The sequence below is a fragment of the Anabaena sp. EIM26 genome, from assembly GCF_057568715.1.
The window spans coordinates 2,464,270-2,477,740 of the sequence record NZ_CM172472.1; the positions used below are offsets into that span (position 1 = coordinate 2,464,270).

A 13,471-nucleotide genomic window follows, 5' to 3' on the forward strand; every position below is an offset into this window, starting at 1 on the left:
TGGGATTTATGTCTGCAAAGAATATGCTTCAAACCATATCATATCGAAATTTTGTATTAATTTAATCTGGTAATCTCAATATATAAAGGTAACAATTTCCAACAAAGTTATATGGTTTATGTCTTAACATAATATCTAAAAATATTTTTAATATTGGATTTTTCTATAATGGAGATTTAGAAATATAAAAACATACGAATTAATTTTTTAGACAAAATTCTCGGTTTTTTGTCCTATGTTCATGTGCATAAAGCTTTATATCTATCGGAACTTTGTATTAGTTTAAATCTAGTTATGCACAAACATCTGAATGAAATTAACTCCTAATTTAGAGGATAAGACAATGAAGAGAATAGTAATCGCAAACTTGAAATTTAATAATGTAGCCAGCCTTTTTCGTGAGTTATCTGTAGTTGAAACAGAGACTGTATCTGGTGGTAGTGGTGGAAGCATCAATAATTATTTTATATCGGGTAATACTGGAAATGTGGAGACTACAGGGACTGGTGATGCTAAAGGTGTAGATAGTGGCATCCGCGATAATAAGGTCGCCACTATAGACTATTCCAGGTCAATATACGTTGTCATAAATTCTTGGTAATTAATTATTTGTATGCTGATACAAACATTAAAAAAAAATTAGTTAGTTGAGGGTAAAACATTTTTTTAGGGCATTTGTTTTTACATATTTTACCCCTCGTAAATTTTCATACCTGCTCATTTCTGGATTGATCAATTAAGACAATGGCTGCAATCATGAATATTGAATTAAGTTCTGTCGAATTGAATAAACTGTTTCATAAACTAACTTCACTAGAAATGGAATCAATATCAGGAGGTAATACTGTTATACCTTTATGGAATAGTAATGATGCAATTCTTGGTGATGATTTAAATAGCTTACTAAGTACATACTTGAGTTCATTAGGTCTCTACAACAACAAGATTCTGACAATTGATTTTTCTAACATAGATATCTATTTGGTAGTTTAATTCAGATAAGTTACAGTCTTGGTGGGCATCATCATTTCTGTCAAAATAATTTGCCTCCCTACTTCCCAGCTATAACAATGATGGGATGTTTTTTTATTTGCAAGTCCTTTATTGCCTGTGTTTGGCAGCAAACAGCAGGATTGCTATATTGGAGTTGCTTATGCTGATGTTGCGAAAAAGCAATTCACTGTGACAACCGCAAAGATGTAAAATTTTGGTTACATTAAACGAGCATATTCAGTTTATTGGCTTTTTATTTAAGGTACTCAGCATGACAGTCGCTACATCTAAAGCATCTTCTGCGCTTCCTAATTTTTGTGAAGGGATACAATATTTTGGGGAAGCATTGCCAAATTTTGAAACTTATGGTGCTACTCCAGCGATCGCATCTGGTAAAGTAGCTATATCAAATCCTACTGATACAAATGCAGTATATCAAACCTTACTCGCGGCTGATGCCCTGCGCTACCTAACCCTACAAGTCACTGGTAGTAAGGCTTCTGGACACCCCGGCGGTTTTGCCAGCCAAGCGGAAGCTTATGCAGCTTTGGTCATGCTGGGACACAAAAACATTATCACCGAAGTCGGACACCACGCCCCTGGTTTTTATAGTGCCATGTTCTTGGATCGTTCCTTAGAAGACATGGGCATTTCTACAGTACAACAATTGCGCGATCGCTTTCGAGAAAAGCATGGATTATTAGGACACCTATCCGGCTACATTCCCGGTATTCTTGCACCGGCTGGACCCTTGGGACAAGGACAACATTTTGCCATGGCCGCAGCACTGTTGCACCGTGATAAACTCTTCCCCTTCACCCTGGGAGACGGGGGACTAGGTGAACCCTATATCATGAGTTCAATGGCGCATTTCAACACCGCTTACCCCTCCGTCACCAACTTCTTACCCGTATTGGTGTGGAACGGTTACAGCCAAGAACACCACAGCATGGTATCTTTGAAAACCAACGCAGAGATGATCGCCTACTGGCAAGGTAACGGTTTTGCCGAAGTCGTATTAGTCAATGCTAAAGATTTTGACGACCAAAATCAAGCCGGTGAATACGTTGATAGTACCGCATTTTCCTTTGCCAATCGCCTAGAATTTACCAAAGCGGTATTAGTAGGTATGGATAAAGCCGCCCGTTCAGCACTTAGCGGTAAATTGACGGTATTTATTATCAAACAACTCAAAGGTGCAGGGGTACACGCCTTGGGTGCAAAATCACACAACCTCTATCCTAAAGATACATTAGACGCGCCCCATATCGTTACCGCATTACAAAAACGGGCATTATCAGCAGCAGCATGGGAAATTGTGCGGACAAATGCTGAACGTGCGGGAGGTGGTCCGGCTGCGAAAACAGTGGTGACAGAATTTGAATTACCCTTAGCAGATTTAGGGGAATTACCATTAGAAGAATATAAGGTTGGCGCAGTTCCCCAAGTGGCGACAACGGCAATGGGAAGGTTAGTAGGCATAGTTGGAAATAAAGATAAAAATTTCCTCGTCACTAACGCTGACGGTAACGAAGCTTCAGGAATTGCTAACATTAACCAAGCTTTAAAAATCAATCACCCCACCACCGATGATTTATATAATCAAGCCCCAGGAGGTCAAGTTTACGAACCTTTGAGCGAAGATGCTTGTGCAGGTTTAGCCGCTGGTTTATCCTTAATGGGTGCGAGAACTTTGTGGTGTTCTTACGAATCTTTTGCTATCAATGGTTTACCAATTTGGCAAACTGTCACCCAAGCAATGGCAGAATTACGCCGTCAAACTCCCTCGACCATTACATTATTTACAGCCGGGGCTTTAGAACAAGGACGCAACGGTTGGACTCACCAAAGACCAGAAATTGAAGCTTATTTTGCATCTTTGATGAGAACAGGAAATGTCTTCCCATTATTTCCCCCAGATGCTAACAGTATTCAAGTCTGTTATAACTGGGCTTTGCAAACAAAAAATAAGGGCATTGTCATTACTGCTAGTAAGTCTCCTTTGCCAATTCGTAGCACCTTTGCCCAAACTGAAAAAGGCTTAAATGATGGTGCGGTGTTATTACATGAAGTGGCTGGTGGGAAGACTGTTGTATTTGCTGTCATTGGCGATTTGACATTAATTCCTGTGTTTGAAGCGGCGGCTTTTTTAGAGACTGAAGGTATTGGAGTGAAGATTGTTTCTATTATCAATCCCCGCCGTTTATATCGTCCTCATGATACAGCTTGGGATACTTGTTCTGAAGCAGATGGCGGTTTTTTAAGTGATGCCGATTTTGAGCAATTGTTTGGTGGAGATGCCTTAATTGGTGTGACAGGTGGGGCTGCGGCGATGTTAGAACCAATCATGTTACGCAGTAATTCTAAACGTGATTCTTTTGCCTGGAAGCGTGGGGAAACTACCGCCAGTGCGGGTGAGTTGATGGCTTTTAATGGGTTGACTGCGGAAGCGTTGACTAAGCGGGCTATTGAGTTGGTGCATTAATATCATATTTCTGTAGGGTGTGTTAGCGATCGCGTAACGCACCTTACTAGAAGATACATTCATTGTCTATTAAAATAAGGTAATAAACATAGGTATCACTTGGGTTAATTTTAATAGCTTGAGTATAATCTTCAATTGCACCCTGATAGTCTCCTAAATTAGAGCGTGCAACCCCCCGCCAGAAATAAGTATAGTCATCATTGGAATGTCTCTTGATGACTTGAGTATAATCTTCAATTGCACCCTGATAGTCTCCTAAATTAGAGCGTGCAGCCCCCCGGCAGAAATAAGCCTTGGCATTACTGGAATCAATTTGTAAGATTTGACTGTAGTTTTCAATTGCATCCTGAAATCTTCCCAATTGATAATGGGTATTCGCTCTATTGAAAGAGATTTTTATATCTTGCTGACAAGCTATTTGAATACGTTTAAAGAAAAGTAATTCAAGTGAACAAATATACTTACAAATACTTCCTGCCATTCCAAGAATCCCATATTTTTTAAATAAAATATTGACGGGAACTTTTTTGGCTTGATAATTTAATGTCCACCATATTTTGCAAGGAAAATGTCCTATTGGAGCAGTTAAATCAAATGTTAACTCTTCATAACTTTTTTGTTTTCCGTAAGCTCCCAAAAAATCCATAGGATGTCCTTCTATCCAGCCTATTTCTACACTATAAAAATATGGGACCATTAAAACTTCTTTATCACTCATCGAGTCACTACTGCCACGTAATATATCGGATACCATTTTTTTTAACATATCTCGTGGGTTAGTAGTAATGTTTTCTCTAATCCTTTTATGAACTTGTTCTTGAACTCTAAACCCAAAACGACCTTGACTATGAGTTGTCCATAACTTTTCTATATTAGCAAGAACATCGAGAGGAATCAAATCAATATCTTCCACTTTTAACCACTCCTGCTGCTGATAATTACAGAATGAAAAAACTAATCTTTCTGTTTCAATATCCGCACCTTTCCAATCTTTTTGGATAAGCAAAAATTCAAGCTTATCAGTGTAGTTACTCATTTTTTAGGAATTAATGCTAAACTATTATAGTTCTAGATATGTTTTATCTAATTTTTCTCCATAAGTGAAACAAGATGCTTAAATATCCAGGTTAACCCCTAAATTTAGATAGTAATTTAGCTTCATCTGGATAGAGTAAGTCGTATTCTTCTTGAGAAATTAGTCTGTAATTGTGTTTGGGATGTGATTCAAAGAAATTTATCTCTGCTTGCAGCGCAAGATCATTATCTGAAAATGAAACATTTTTCGGTTTTTTTAAGAATTGTACTAAACAACGCCCTTTATCAAAACCTATTACTATCACGCTACTCATTTTATTAGGGATGATAGTTTCTCTTAATTCAATATGGTCTCCTAGTTTAAGAGTCTTTGCAAAGGTAGTACCAATTTTAGATATAGCGGTAGATTCGTCACTTTGAGCTATAGGTGTATATGGCAAAGGCAAATAAACATCTGTCATAAATTATCCTTAAGATTCTTTCAGATATCTTTCATTTTGTGCTATTTTCGCACATTATGTATACTATAGTATATTTTTTCATAAAAAATGGGAAAAATAATGCTGTAATCGTATGTAATATACGGGAATGTCAAGTTGTTGATTAGACGCACTAGAATGACCAAGTTAGATTGCTTTTCTGGACTTGATCCTACAGGTAAAACTTGGGAAAAACACCGAATTAATGCTGATAAAGTTGCTGAATATTACGCCAAAGCTGATGATGAGACTTTTAATGATTATGCTTGGCGGTTGAAAAGCTGTTCTGAGTGGCTAGAGTTTCGCTTAGTACCAGAAGAATCAGCAGATAATCTCAAGTTAAAATTAACTAATGCGCGATTTTGTCGAGTGCGTCACTGTCCGGTGTGTCAGTGGCGACGTTCTATGATGTGGAAAGCAAAAGCTTATCAAATTCTCCCCCAAGTTGTTACAGATTATCCTAAATACCGTTGGTTGTTTATCACTTTCACAGTCAGAAATTGCAACATTAAAGAACTCAGGGAAACTTTGGATGGAATAAACAAAGGTTTTAAACGTTTATCAGAGTTGAAAGCATGGCCAGCTAAAGGTTGGGTAAAGTCTGTAGAAGTCACCAAAGGTAAAGATGGAATATCAGCACACCCACATATACACCTTTTAGCGATGGTACAGCCTTCATATTTCAGTCATGGTTATATTTCTCAAGTTAAATGGGTATCATTATGGCAGCAGTGTTTCAGGGTGAATTATCAGCCAGTAGTTGATATAAGAGTGATTAAAAAACACCATGATCCAAAGGTGCTAATTCCTGAAATTCTGAAATATCAGGTAAAAGAGGCTGATTTAGTGGCTGATAGAGAATGGTTTCTGGAGTTAACCCGTCAACTACACAAAACTAGAGCGATCGCAGTTGGGGGAGTTCTCAGACATTATATGCGAGAATTAGAGGAGAAAAATCAAGACCTCATTGGTGACAGTGAAGAGATAGATGAGGTTAAGGATAATAGTTTATATTTCGGATGGAATAGAAGATTACATAAGTACATAATAGAGGGATAACTAAGATTAGTCAAAATAGTCACTATCAGGTAAATGCGGAGATTTCAGCCCTTTAAAAAATGTAGCTGCTTTTCTCAGAAGATACAAAGTATAAGCAGAAAACTTGGGATTAGGATATTGACAAGCAAGACGATAATACAGAGAAACAGGTGCAAGAAACCAAATACGTTTAGAACCATCCATATAAATGTATTCATCAAGTATATGAAGTAAGGGAAGTAAAGAAATAACAGAAGAATGGGAAACCAAAGAATGATGAATATAAATCCGTCCAATTGGAATACCTCTAAAATTCCGATGAGAGATAGAAATAGAAAAAGAAATCATTGAAACACCTCAAATGAAATAGATGATTTTGAAACTAGAATACTTTCCTTCACCACAAATCAGGCGTTAGCCTGTGTAGATTAATGGAAAAACAAAGAATATCCAAGAAACAAATTTGCGCGTAGCGCACATAAAAACATATTTGTTTTTTAGATTGAGATTAATGACAAAGTAAAAACTCCCAATTACATAGTGTTGTAGTAAATGGGAGTTTAAAATAGCCTTCACTTGAAACTAATAAATATCTTCCAAAGAATCAAAAACCCTGTATCTGTTTACATTATCTCACTCAAGCATTACTAGGGATTAGTGGGGCGATCGCAGTCTGAAAAGCTTACTCTGTATCTGTTTACATTATCTCACTCAAGCATTACTAGGGATTAGTAGAGCGATCGCACCTGAAAAGCTTACCCTGTATATGTTTACATTATCTCAGTCAAGCATTACTAGGGATTAATGGGGCGATCCGCAGTTGAAAAACCCTGTATCTGTTCATATTGAGAATTATCACCCAACCATGAGTTATAATCAACATTAAAGTCATAACCATAAAATTACTATGACTCTCCAAATCCTAGACAAAACTACCACAATTTCCGAACAGCGATTTCTTCTACCTGGTTATTACACCTGGAAAGAATTTGAAATAATAGAAACCTTAACCGCAGACGCAGGAAATTTGCGGATAACTTATCTTGATGGGTGCATCGAATTTATGACACTTGGTGAACAACACGAAAATATCAAAAAAATTATCGCTATTTTGATAGAAGCATATCTTTTTGAAAAAGGGATAAACTTTATTCCAGTAGGTAGTGCTACTCGTCGCGCAAAAGAAAAAAGTGCTTCCTTTGAACCTGATGAATCTTATTACATCGGAGAGAAAAAAGCAAATCCAGATTTAGCAATTGAAATTAATATTACCAGTGGCAGTATTGATAAACTTGAAAAATACAAAAGATTTAATATTACCGAAGTTTGGTTTTGGGAAAATAATCAATTGTCTCTATATCATCTCAGAAATGATAATTATGAGCAAATTAATCAAAGTGAATTATTGCCAGATGTCGATATAGATTTGTTGGCGAGTTGTGTTTTAATGCCTTACATTATTGATGCAAGAACAGCATTTATTAAAGGTATTAAAAAGTAGTAGTTTGTAGGTTGGGTTGACGCAAGAAAGCCCAACAATACCCACCATTAATAACGGACTTATTACAACCCAAAAACCCTGTATCTGTTCACATCATCTCACCCAACCATCACCAACTATCATGTAAATAAGAGAAGACAATAGAACCATCACAGATACACTAGCGAAACATTCACCTCACCATCAGAATTATCACCTGAATTAAATCTTATAAACGCCTTTCCCATTGTTGCGGGTCACGTTTAACATGAAAACAACCAATAATAGAAATTGTTTCATCTATAATAATGTAAAGCAATCCATAGGGAAACTTCCGAATTAACTTCTTTCTAACTTGTTCATGAACAATTGGACAAGCAAAAGGATTACGTTGAATAGTTGAAAAACTAGCATCAACAACACGAATAAATTCAGAACCTAATCCAACAGTATGCTGTTCATACCAATTATAAGCATCCTCTAAATCAAGTTCTGCTTCTGGTGTAATGAAAATTTTGTAAGTCATATATTAACTAACGATTAAATTTTTGTTTCACTTCCTCCCAGCTAGAAACTTGATGAGGATTTTGATAATAAAGTTCTAAACGTCTCTCCAATTCCTTTTTTTGAGCATCACTAATAGTTACATTATCAGCATCTACAGTGATACTATCCCAAATATCTTGGACTAATTGGATTCTTTCCGCAATAGTTAATTGTAAAATGTTTTGAGGTAGTAAGTTCTCCATAAATCTTCCCATTTGAGTAGACAATATTTTTATTTTAACTCATCATTAGCAAGTAGGTTAGGTTGAAACTAAATTTGGTAATTTTGAAAACTCATTGATTAGTATTTACAACACTTTACAAATAACCATCACCGTTATCATGGCAGAAAATGACAAAATCTGCCATACTTTAAAAAAGTAGATTTAGGAAATCACATTATGAAAAGTATGAATATTTCCTTACCTGACACGATGCGCGATTATATAGAAGAACAGGTAGCGCAAGGTGGTTACAGCAGCGTTAGTGAATATTTTCGGGAATTAGTGCGACAAGACCAAAAACAGAAAGCAAACGAACGACTACAAACTATGCTCTTAGAAGGATTAAACTCAGGAAATGCAACAGAAATGACTGCTCAAGATTGGGAAGATATTCGTCAAGCAGTTCGTGAAAAAACTAACAAACGTCAAAGTGCAATTTAGCCATGATGTTTACAATTAAAAAAAGACCTCAAGTTATCCGCGACTTGATAGATTTAGCTACCTACATAGCAGAAGATAATTTAGATGTTTCCGACAGCTTTCTCATAGCAGCAGAAACAACATTTAAACAATTAGCTATAACTCCAGCTATGGGAAAACTCTGTCAATTTTCTCATCCCAATTTAGCAGATATTCGACAACAATCAATTAAAGGATTTAGAAAATATTTGGTTTTTTATCGTATCACTGAATCAGAAGTTGATATTTTGCGAGTTATTCATGGTGCAAGAGACATTGAAACAATATTAGAGCATGTTTGAAAAGTTTAGGGACGTATAATTTGTCATTCTGTTCGCGTTCACGTAGTGTGCCGTAGGCATAGCGTGGCGTTAGCCATGTTGAGTCTTACGCAACGAAGAATCTGGAGTTTAGCCCACATACTGAGATGCTACGTTCCTCAGCATGACATGGAAGGAGACTTTTCAAACACCCTCTTAGATGAGGATTTAGAAATATGAGTTAAGTAGGTTGGGTTGACACAAGGAAACCCAACAATACCCACTATTAATAACACTAAATTACAACCCAAAAACCTTGCATCTGTTCACATCATCTCACCCAACCATCACCACCTATCATGTAAATAAGAGAAGACAATAGAACCATGACAGATACACCACCGAAACATTCACCTATGTTAAATTCACTAAACCCAAACTAATCTGAATTGCTTTATCTACCTGTTCCATTGTGACTGATTCCAGAACACCCAACCGTTTAATTAATCTTTGTTTATCAATAGAACGAATTTGATTAAGAAGTGCAACAGAATCAATCTGTAAACCTCCTTCTGGTACTTTAATTAGCACCTCAGTAGGATACAAAGGTTCTGTAAACTGAGAAGTAAGAGCAGCTACAATAGTTATAGGACTATATTGATTAGAAACGTCATTTTGTAAAATTAAAGCTGGGCGTGTTTTTTTGATTTCTGAACCTATAGTTGGATCAAAATTAACCAAGTAGGTTTCACCACGCTGGGGATAGATTATTTTTCCTTTACTTAACACGCTTCCTCTTCCAAATTAAACCACTCTTCAACTAATCCTAAATCACGTTCTGCTCTTTTGATAGCTCCTTGCTTCAACTGTTCTTTGATATTACTAAATTCACTGTAATTACCATTTGCATATTCATCGCGCACTAATTGAATTTCTGTTTTAGTAGCTTCATCTTTTCGCCAATTTTCCTCTTCAGCACCAGCAATAGCTTCATTAAGAAGCTGCGAAATCTGACGTTTTTCTGATAAACTTAGCGCATTTAAGGAATTAATCAGTAACTCCATCGGAATGAATAGATTTAATCCTGTCTGTGACATTGCTTTTATCATGATGGGTCATTACCGTAAATTATATCAAATGATAGTGAATTAGTCTATAAAAACCCTGTATCTGTTCACATCATCTTCACCCGAAATAAATCAAATCCTAGAATAAATAGCTTACGTGCTAGTAGTATAATATTAAATCGTCAAAAACTTAATATACTTGAAATAGAATCATGACCACAGATGCAGAATATCAAGCAAGAATTACTACTTATAACTGGGATGATTTAATCAAATTCTGGTCAGAAATTAAAACAAAAAAGACCTCAACTTTTTGGGATGCAGGTAAAGCATTAGAATATTTGATATTACGTGCATTTCAACTTGATGGTGCTGACATAGCTTGGCCAGAAACCGTTAAAATTCAAGGTAAAATAGTAGAACAAATTGATGGCGTAGTCTATGCAGATAGCCTAGCTTGTCTGATAGAATGTAAAGATACCAGCGAGGAAGTTAATATCGAACCCATAGCCAAACTCAGAAATCAATTATTGCGAAGACCAGCAACAGCTATTGGTAGTGTGTTTAGTCGCAGTGGATTTACAGAAGCTACAGTAACATTAACTGGATTTGTAGCACCTCAAACCATTCTATTGTGGGGAGGAGAAGAAATTGAATATTCATTAAAAAATAAATCTATATGTAAATTTCTCATCAAAAAATATCGCGTTTGTGTTCATAAAGGTATCCCCAATTACGACATTATAATTTAATAATTACAGCATTGTAAAGGAGGTTTTTCATGGAACTAGCATACATTCTCACAGAAGGTGATAAGGACATAGAAATTTTACAGAAATTATTACCAAAAAATCTAATTCAAGATATTCAATTTATAGCCGGTGGAAGTTCTTACCGAGCGCGTTCTTTAGCTACTTCATTGCTTGCTACTCGAAAAACACCAGTTGCTCTTGTCATAGATGCAGATACAAATAACGAATCGCAAATATTTGAAAAAAAAGATTTAATTAATTATGTATTAAATCAAGCATCATCTGGTATTCCTTTTCAAGTTTCTCTAGCAGTACCAGAAATAGAATCCATATTTTTACAAGATAAATCATTAATTGAAAAAATAGCAAAACGTCAATTTAATGATTTAGAATGGCAATTAGCTCAAAGTAAACCTAAAGAATTTTTAGAAACCGTCTTAGATAACAAAATGTCGCTCAATGACAAAATACTTAGAAATCTAAATGATGATGAAATTAAAAAATTGCAACAACATCCATTAATACAAGAAATCAAGGGTTTCTTGTCATCAGTTATTGAGTCTTCTGTTGCTATTAATTAACCTAACTGGATACAGAATCTCTATTCACCTATTTTAGATGCAGGATTAGAGTTTCAAATCACAGAAACTTACTTTTAACCTATAAATTTAGTGAGTTAAACATGGATAATCTCTACAACTTACTGCAAAAGATCAAAAAAAGACCTGCAATGTATATAGGTAAAAATTCTATTTTTAGCCTCCAAGCATTTTTAGATGGATACTATTTTGCACGTCGAGAAATTGGTATTCCCTTAACAGCAGAAGAAACAGAATTTCAAACTTTTTTACAATGGATAAGACAGAAATTCAATGTAGAAACAGGTCAATTATGGTCAAGTATTCTGCTTTTCCATTCAGCCGATGAAAAAAGCGCAGTAGATAGATTTTTTACCTTGTTTGAAGAATTTTATCAAAATCAGAAAAATCACGAAATAGCAAAAATTGATGAATTAGTTTCATGACCATAAAAATTACTGAATAGGTTGGGTTGACGCAAGGAAACCCAACAATGCGTATAATAGAATCATACCGGAAAATTTTACTCAATTAAGGAGTTAATAATGGTAATAAAAATTGCCGAAATATCTAAAGATATTGACACCTTACCAGAAGAAGCCCAAATCTTACTACTAGATTTTATTCAATTACTTAAAAAACGTTATCCACAACCAGAAAATCATCATCAAGAAAAAAGTATCTATGAAAAATTTGATGAAATTGGATTAATTGGTTGTTGTGCTGTGGAAGAAAATTTATCAACCACATATAAAGAAGTTTTAGCTAATACATTACCAAACAAATATGATCATAGTTGATACAGGATTTTGGTTAGCTCTCATTGATCAAAAAGACACCTACCACGCAATAGCAAAACAGGCTTTAAAAAAATACAATGAACCCTTAATTACAACATGGTGTGTTGTCACAGAAACCTGTTATCTTTTACTAACTCGCAAAGGAGTTCAAGCTCAATTCACCTTTTTAAATAGTCTGGAACAAGAATTATTTACAATCTTTAATTTAGAGCCTCACCATACTCCGCAAATTATTAAATTAATGGAAAAATATGCTAATCTGCCAATGGATTTAGCTGATGCTTCCCTAGTAATTTTAGCAGAAAATTTAGGACATGGGCGCATTTTTTCAGTAGATCAGCGTGACTTTAACACCTATCGTTGGAAGCAAACTTATCCTTTTGAAAATTTGCTATTTTGAAGTAATTACCTGTATCTGTTCACATCATCTTACCCAACCATCACCAACTATCATGTAAATAAGAGAAGACAATAGAACCATCACAGATACACAAGGAAATATTCACCTCACCTGAGAATTATCACCTGAACCAAATCAAACCTCCTACCGATAGGCTAAAATTAGTAAACAAGCCTTTTCACAAAATCACCAGTATGCAAATTAATAATCTTACCATTGATCAACTAAAAGACCTGATTCGAGAAACAGTTAGAGAAACCATAGAAGAAATGCTAATAGCTCCAGATACAAATCAAAGCATCAAAGAGAATTTCAAACAAGAACTATTAACCATTAAGAAACGCAGAGAAACAGGTGTTAGAGGTATTTCCACAGCAGAAGTTATGCAAAGACTAGGTTTAGAAAACAGATGAATTACCTAGTTGAGTATGAACCAGAAGCACTAGCAGACCTAGAAAAATTGACAACATCGGTTTGTCAAAGAATATTTAATAAAATTAATTGGTTAGCTGAAAATTTCGACCAAATTACACCGCAACCCCTGACTGCTGACTTATCAGGTTTCTTTAAACTGAGAGTTGGAGATTATCGAGTAATTTATGAATTTGACGCAGAGGAAAGAATTATTTTTATTGATAGAGTTGGACATCGGAGAGAGATTTACAACTAAATCATTTACTTGATTTTTAATCATTTTGCAGGGTAAATTAAACGCAACAACCTAAAAACCCTGTATCTATTCACATCATCTCACCCAACCATCACCAACTATCATCTAAATAAGAAAAGACAATAGAACCATCACATATAGACCTGAAAACATTCACCTCAGTAGAAACAGGTCAATTATGGTCAAGTATTCTGCTTTTCCATTC

At 35.4% G+C, this 13,471-nt stretch carries 21 protein-coding genes; 14 read left to right on the forward strand and 7 right to left on the reverse strand.

Going from position 1 to position 13,471, the window contains the following annotated elements:
* Nucleotides 1-343 precede the first annotated feature (343 nt).
* From AC012T_RS10620 to AC012T_RS10630, 3 genes are all read left to right on the forward strand, one after another.
* Nucleotides 344-601, forward strand: a complete 258-nt coding sequence (locus AC012T_RS10620) for a hypothetical protein (RefSeq protein ID WP_487065514.1) — start codon at nucleotides 344-346, stop codon at nucleotides 599-601.
* Between the two features lie 143 nt (nucleotides 602-744).
* Nucleotides 745-993 carry a hypothetical protein gene (locus AC012T_RS10625; RefSeq protein ID WP_487065516.1) on the forward strand — a complete coding sequence of 83 codons (249 nt, stop codon included), beginning with the start codon at nucleotides 745-747 and terminating at the stop codon, nucleotides 991-993.
* Between the two features lie 271 nt (nucleotides 994-1,264).
* Entirely contained in the window at nucleotides 1,265-3,478 is a 2,214-nt protein-coding gene (locus AC012T_RS10630; protein ID WP_487066549.1) for a phosphoketolase family protein, read from the forward strand.
* A gap of 46 nt (nucleotides 3,479-3,524) precedes the next feature.
* On the opposite strand, the gene AC012T_RS10635 is transcribed toward AC012T_RS10630, so the two are convergent.
* Together AC012T_RS10635 and AC012T_RS10640 are read right to left on the reverse strand one after the other, a co-directional pair.
* The gene (locus AC012T_RS10635; protein WP_487065518.1) at nucleotides 3,525-4,514 is read right to left on the reverse strand and encodes a GUN4 domain-containing protein; all 990 of its coding nucleotides are present in this window, start codon (nucleotides 4,512-4,514) and stop codon (nucleotides 3,525-3,527) included.
* 91 nt (nucleotides 4,515-4,605) lie between these two features.
* On the reverse strand, nucleotides 4,606-4,974 hold the full coding sequence (locus AC012T_RS10640; protein WP_487065520.1) for a hypothetical protein: 369 nt from the start codon (nucleotides 4,972-4,974) through the stop codon (nucleotides 4,606-4,608).
* Between the two features lie 156 nt (nucleotides 4,975-5,130).
* On the opposite strand from AC012T_RS10640, the gene AC012T_RS10645 reads away from it, so the two are divergent.
* Nucleotides 5,131-6,051, forward strand: a complete 921-nt coding sequence (locus tag AC012T_RS10645) for a protein rep (RefSeq protein WP_487065522.1) — start codon at nucleotides 5,131-5,133, stop codon at nucleotides 6,049-6,051.
* Nucleotides 6,052-6,057: 6 nt separating this feature from the next.
* Here AC012T_RS10645 and AC012T_RS10650 read toward each other — a convergent pair whose 3' ends face one another.
* Nucleotides 6,058-6,378, reverse strand: a complete 321-nt coding sequence (locus AC012T_RS10650) for a hypothetical protein (protein ID WP_271837015.1) — start codon at nucleotides 6,376-6,378, stop codon at nucleotides 6,058-6,060.
* A 559-nt stretch (nucleotides 6,379-6,937) separates the two neighbouring features.
* On the opposite strand from AC012T_RS10650, the gene AC012T_RS10655 reads away from it, so the two are divergent.
* Nucleotides 6,938-7,531: a Uma2 family endonuclease gene (locus tag AC012T_RS10655; protein WP_487065524.1), complete on the forward strand. Its 594-nt coding sequence runs from the start codon at nucleotides 6,938-6,940 to the stop codon at nucleotides 7,529-7,531.
* A 208-nt stretch (nucleotides 7,532-7,739) separates the two neighbouring features.
* Here the strand turns inward: AC012T_RS10655 and AC012T_RS10660 are convergent, their stop codons facing one another.
* A complete protein-coding gene (locus tag AC012T_RS10660; RefSeq protein ID WP_168491952.1) occupies nucleotides 7,740-8,036 on the reverse strand; it encodes a type II toxin-antitoxin system RelE/ParE family toxin in 297 nt (98 codons plus the stop codon).
* Between the two features lie 7 nt (nucleotides 8,037-8,043).
* On the reverse strand, nucleotides 8,044-8,259 hold the full coding sequence (locus tag AC012T_RS10665; RefSeq protein ID WP_027401153.1) for an addiction module protein: 216 nt from the start codon (nucleotides 8,257-8,259) through the stop codon (nucleotides 8,044-8,046).
* Between the two features lie 198 nt (nucleotides 8,260-8,457).
* Between AC012T_RS10665 and AC012T_RS10670 the strand changes: the two genes are divergently transcribed.
* Together AC012T_RS10670 and AC012T_RS10675 are read left to right on the forward strand one after the other, a co-directional pair.
* Nucleotides 8,458-8,721: a type II toxin-antitoxin system ParD family antitoxin gene (locus AC012T_RS10670; RefSeq protein ID WP_487065527.1), complete on the forward strand. Its 264-nt coding sequence runs from the start codon at nucleotides 8,458-8,460 to the stop codon at nucleotides 8,719-8,721.
* 2 nt (nucleotides 8,722-8,723) lie between these two features.
* Nucleotides 8,724-9,041, forward strand: a complete 318-nt coding sequence (locus AC012T_RS10675; protein WP_487065529.1) for a type II toxin-antitoxin system RelE/ParE family toxin — start codon at nucleotides 8,724-8,726, stop codon at nucleotides 9,039-9,041.
* Between the two features lie 372 nt (nucleotides 9,042-9,413).
* On the opposite strand, the gene AC012T_RS10680 is transcribed toward AC012T_RS10675, so the two are convergent.
* Together AC012T_RS10680 and AC012T_RS10685 are read right to left on the reverse strand one after the other, a co-directional pair.
* Nucleotides 9,414-9,788 (reverse strand): type II toxin-antitoxin system PemK/MazF family toxin, encoded by a 375-nt coding sequence (locus tag AC012T_RS10680; protein ID WP_487065531.1) that lies wholly within the window; start codon nucleotides 9,786-9,788, stop codon nucleotides 9,414-9,416.
* Nucleotides 9,782-10,108, reverse strand: a complete 327-nt coding sequence (locus tag AC012T_RS10685) for a hypothetical protein (RefSeq protein WP_487065533.1) — start codon at nucleotides 10,106-10,108, stop codon at nucleotides 9,782-9,784. The genes AC012T_RS10680 and AC012T_RS10685 overlap by 7 nt, the downstream gene beginning before the upstream one ends.
* A gap of 170 nt (nucleotides 10,109-10,278) precedes the next feature.
* Here AC012T_RS10685 and AC012T_RS10690 point away from each other — a divergent pair, with 170 nt between their 5' ends.
* The 7 genes from AC012T_RS10690 (at nucleotide 10,279) to AC012T_RS10720 (ending at nucleotide 13,266) form a co-directional block, all read left to right on the forward strand.
* Nucleotides 10,279-10,818, forward strand: coding sequence for a restriction endonuclease (locus AC012T_RS10690; protein ID WP_487065535.1), 540 nt, complete (start codon nucleotides 10,279-10,281; stop codon nucleotides 10,816-10,818).
* 29 nt (nucleotides 10,819-10,847) lie between these two features.
* Nucleotides 10,848-11,399, forward strand: coding sequence for a hypothetical protein (locus AC012T_RS10695; protein WP_487065537.1), 552 nt, complete (start codon nucleotides 10,848-10,850; stop codon nucleotides 11,397-11,399).
* Nucleotides 11,400-11,500: 101 nt separating this feature from the next.
* Nucleotides 11,501-11,842 carry a hypothetical protein gene (locus AC012T_RS10700; protein ID WP_168491968.1) on the forward strand — a complete coding sequence of 114 codons (342 nt, stop codon included), beginning with the start codon at nucleotides 11,501-11,503 and terminating at the stop codon, nucleotides 11,840-11,842.
* 99 nt (nucleotides 11,843-11,941) lie between these two features.
* On the forward strand, nucleotides 11,942-12,196 hold the full coding sequence (locus tag AC012T_RS10705; RefSeq protein WP_487065539.1) for a DUF2281 domain-containing protein: 255 nt from the start codon (nucleotides 11,942-11,944) through the stop codon (nucleotides 12,194-12,196).
* Nucleotides 12,183-12,596 carry a type II toxin-antitoxin system VapC family toxin gene (locus AC012T_RS10710; protein ID WP_487065541.1) on the forward strand — a complete coding sequence of 138 codons (414 nt, stop codon included), beginning with the start codon at nucleotides 12,183-12,185 and terminating at the stop codon, nucleotides 12,594-12,596. The genes AC012T_RS10705 and AC012T_RS10710 overlap by 14 nt, the downstream gene beginning before the upstream one ends.
* Nucleotides 12,597-12,790: 194 nt before the next feature.
* Nucleotides 12,791-13,009, forward strand: coding sequence for a hypothetical protein (locus tag AC012T_RS10715; RefSeq protein ID WP_487065543.1), 219 nt, complete (start codon nucleotides 12,791-12,793; stop codon nucleotides 13,007-13,009).
* Nucleotides 13,006-13,266, forward strand: a complete 261-nt coding sequence (locus AC012T_RS10720) for a type II toxin-antitoxin system RelE family toxin (RefSeq protein ID WP_487065545.1) — start codon at nucleotides 13,006-13,008, stop codon at nucleotides 13,264-13,266. Before AC012T_RS10715 ends, AC012T_RS10720 begins: the two co-directional genes overlap by 4 nt.
* Nucleotides 13,267-13,471: the final 205 nt, after the last annotated feature.

What these genes read in the sequence shown, in the direction of transcription:
- AC012T_RS10620 (WP_487065514.1), top strand. Translation starts at nt 344, where the DNA reads ATGAAGAGAATAGTAATCGCAAACTTGAAATTTAATAATGTAGCCAGC.
- AC012T_RS10625 (WP_487065516.1), top strand. Translation starts at nt 745, where the DNA reads ATGGCTGCAATCATGAATATTGAATTAAGTTCTGTCGAATTGAATAAA.
- AC012T_RS10630 (WP_487066549.1), top strand. Translation starts at nt 1,265, where the DNA reads ATGACAGTCGCTACATCTAAAGCATCTTCTGCGCTTCCTAATTTTTGT.
- AC012T_RS10635 (WP_487065518.1), bottom strand. Translation starts at nt 4,514, where the DNA reads ATGAGTAACTACACTGATAAGCTTGAATTTTTGCTTATCCAAAAAGAT.
- AC012T_RS10640 (WP_487065520.1), bottom strand. Translation starts at nt 4,974, where the DNA reads ATGACAGATGTTTATTTGCCTTTGCCATATACACCTATAGCTCAAAGT.
- AC012T_RS10645 (WP_487065522.1), top strand. Translation starts at nt 5,131, where the DNA reads ATGACCAAGTTAGATTGCTTTTCTGGACTTGATCCTACAGGTAAAACT.
- AC012T_RS10650 (WP_271837015.1), bottom strand. Translation starts at nt 6,378, where the DNA reads ATGATTTCTTTTTCTATTTCTATCTCTCATCGGAATTTTAGAGGTATT.
- AC012T_RS10655 (WP_487065524.1), top strand. Translation starts at nt 6,938, where the DNA reads ATGACTCTCCAAATCCTAGACAAAACTACCACAATTTCCGAACAGCGA.
- AC012T_RS10660 (WP_168491952.1), bottom strand. Translation starts at nt 8,036, where the DNA reads ATGACTTACAAAATTTTCATTACACCAGAAGCAGAACTTGATTTAGAG.
- AC012T_RS10665 (WP_027401153.1), bottom strand. Translation starts at nt 8,259, where the DNA reads ATGGAGAACTTACTACCTCAAAACATTTTACAATTAACTATTGCGGAA.
- AC012T_RS10670 (WP_487065527.1), top strand. Translation starts at nt 8,458, where the DNA reads ATGAAAAGTATGAATATTTCCTTACCTGACACGATGCGCGATTATATA.
- AC012T_RS10675 (WP_487065529.1), top strand. Translation starts at nt 8,724, where the DNA reads ATGATGTTTACAATTAAAAAAAGACCTCAAGTTATCCGCGACTTGATA.
- AC012T_RS10685 (WP_487065533.1), bottom strand. Translation starts at nt 10,108, where the DNA reads ATGATAAAAGCAATGTCACAGACAGGATTAAATCTATTCATTCCGATG.
- AC012T_RS10690 (WP_487065535.1), top strand. Translation starts at nt 10,279, where the DNA reads ATGACCACAGATGCAGAATATCAAGCAAGAATTACTACTTATAACTGG.
- AC012T_RS10695 (WP_487065537.1), top strand. Translation starts at nt 10,848, where the DNA reads ATGGAACTAGCATACATTCTCACAGAAGGTGATAAGGACATAGAAATT.
- AC012T_RS10700 (WP_168491968.1), top strand. Translation starts at nt 11,501, where the DNA reads ATGGATAATCTCTACAACTTACTGCAAAAGATCAAAAAAAGACCTGCA.
- AC012T_RS10705 (WP_487065539.1), top strand. Translation starts at nt 11,942, where the DNA reads ATGGTAATAAAAATTGCCGAAATATCTAAAGATATTGACACCTTACCA.
- AC012T_RS10710 (WP_487065541.1), top strand. Translation starts at nt 12,183, where the DNA reads ATGATCATAGTTGATACAGGATTTTGGTTAGCTCTCATTGATCAAAAA.
- AC012T_RS10715 (WP_487065543.1), top strand. Translation starts at nt 12,791, where the DNA reads ATGCAAATTAATAATCTTACCATTGATCAACTAAAAGACCTGATTCGA.
- AC012T_RS10720 (WP_487065545.1), top strand. Translation starts at nt 13,006, where the DNA reads ATGAATTACCTAGTTGAGTATGAACCAGAAGCACTAGCAGACCTAGAA.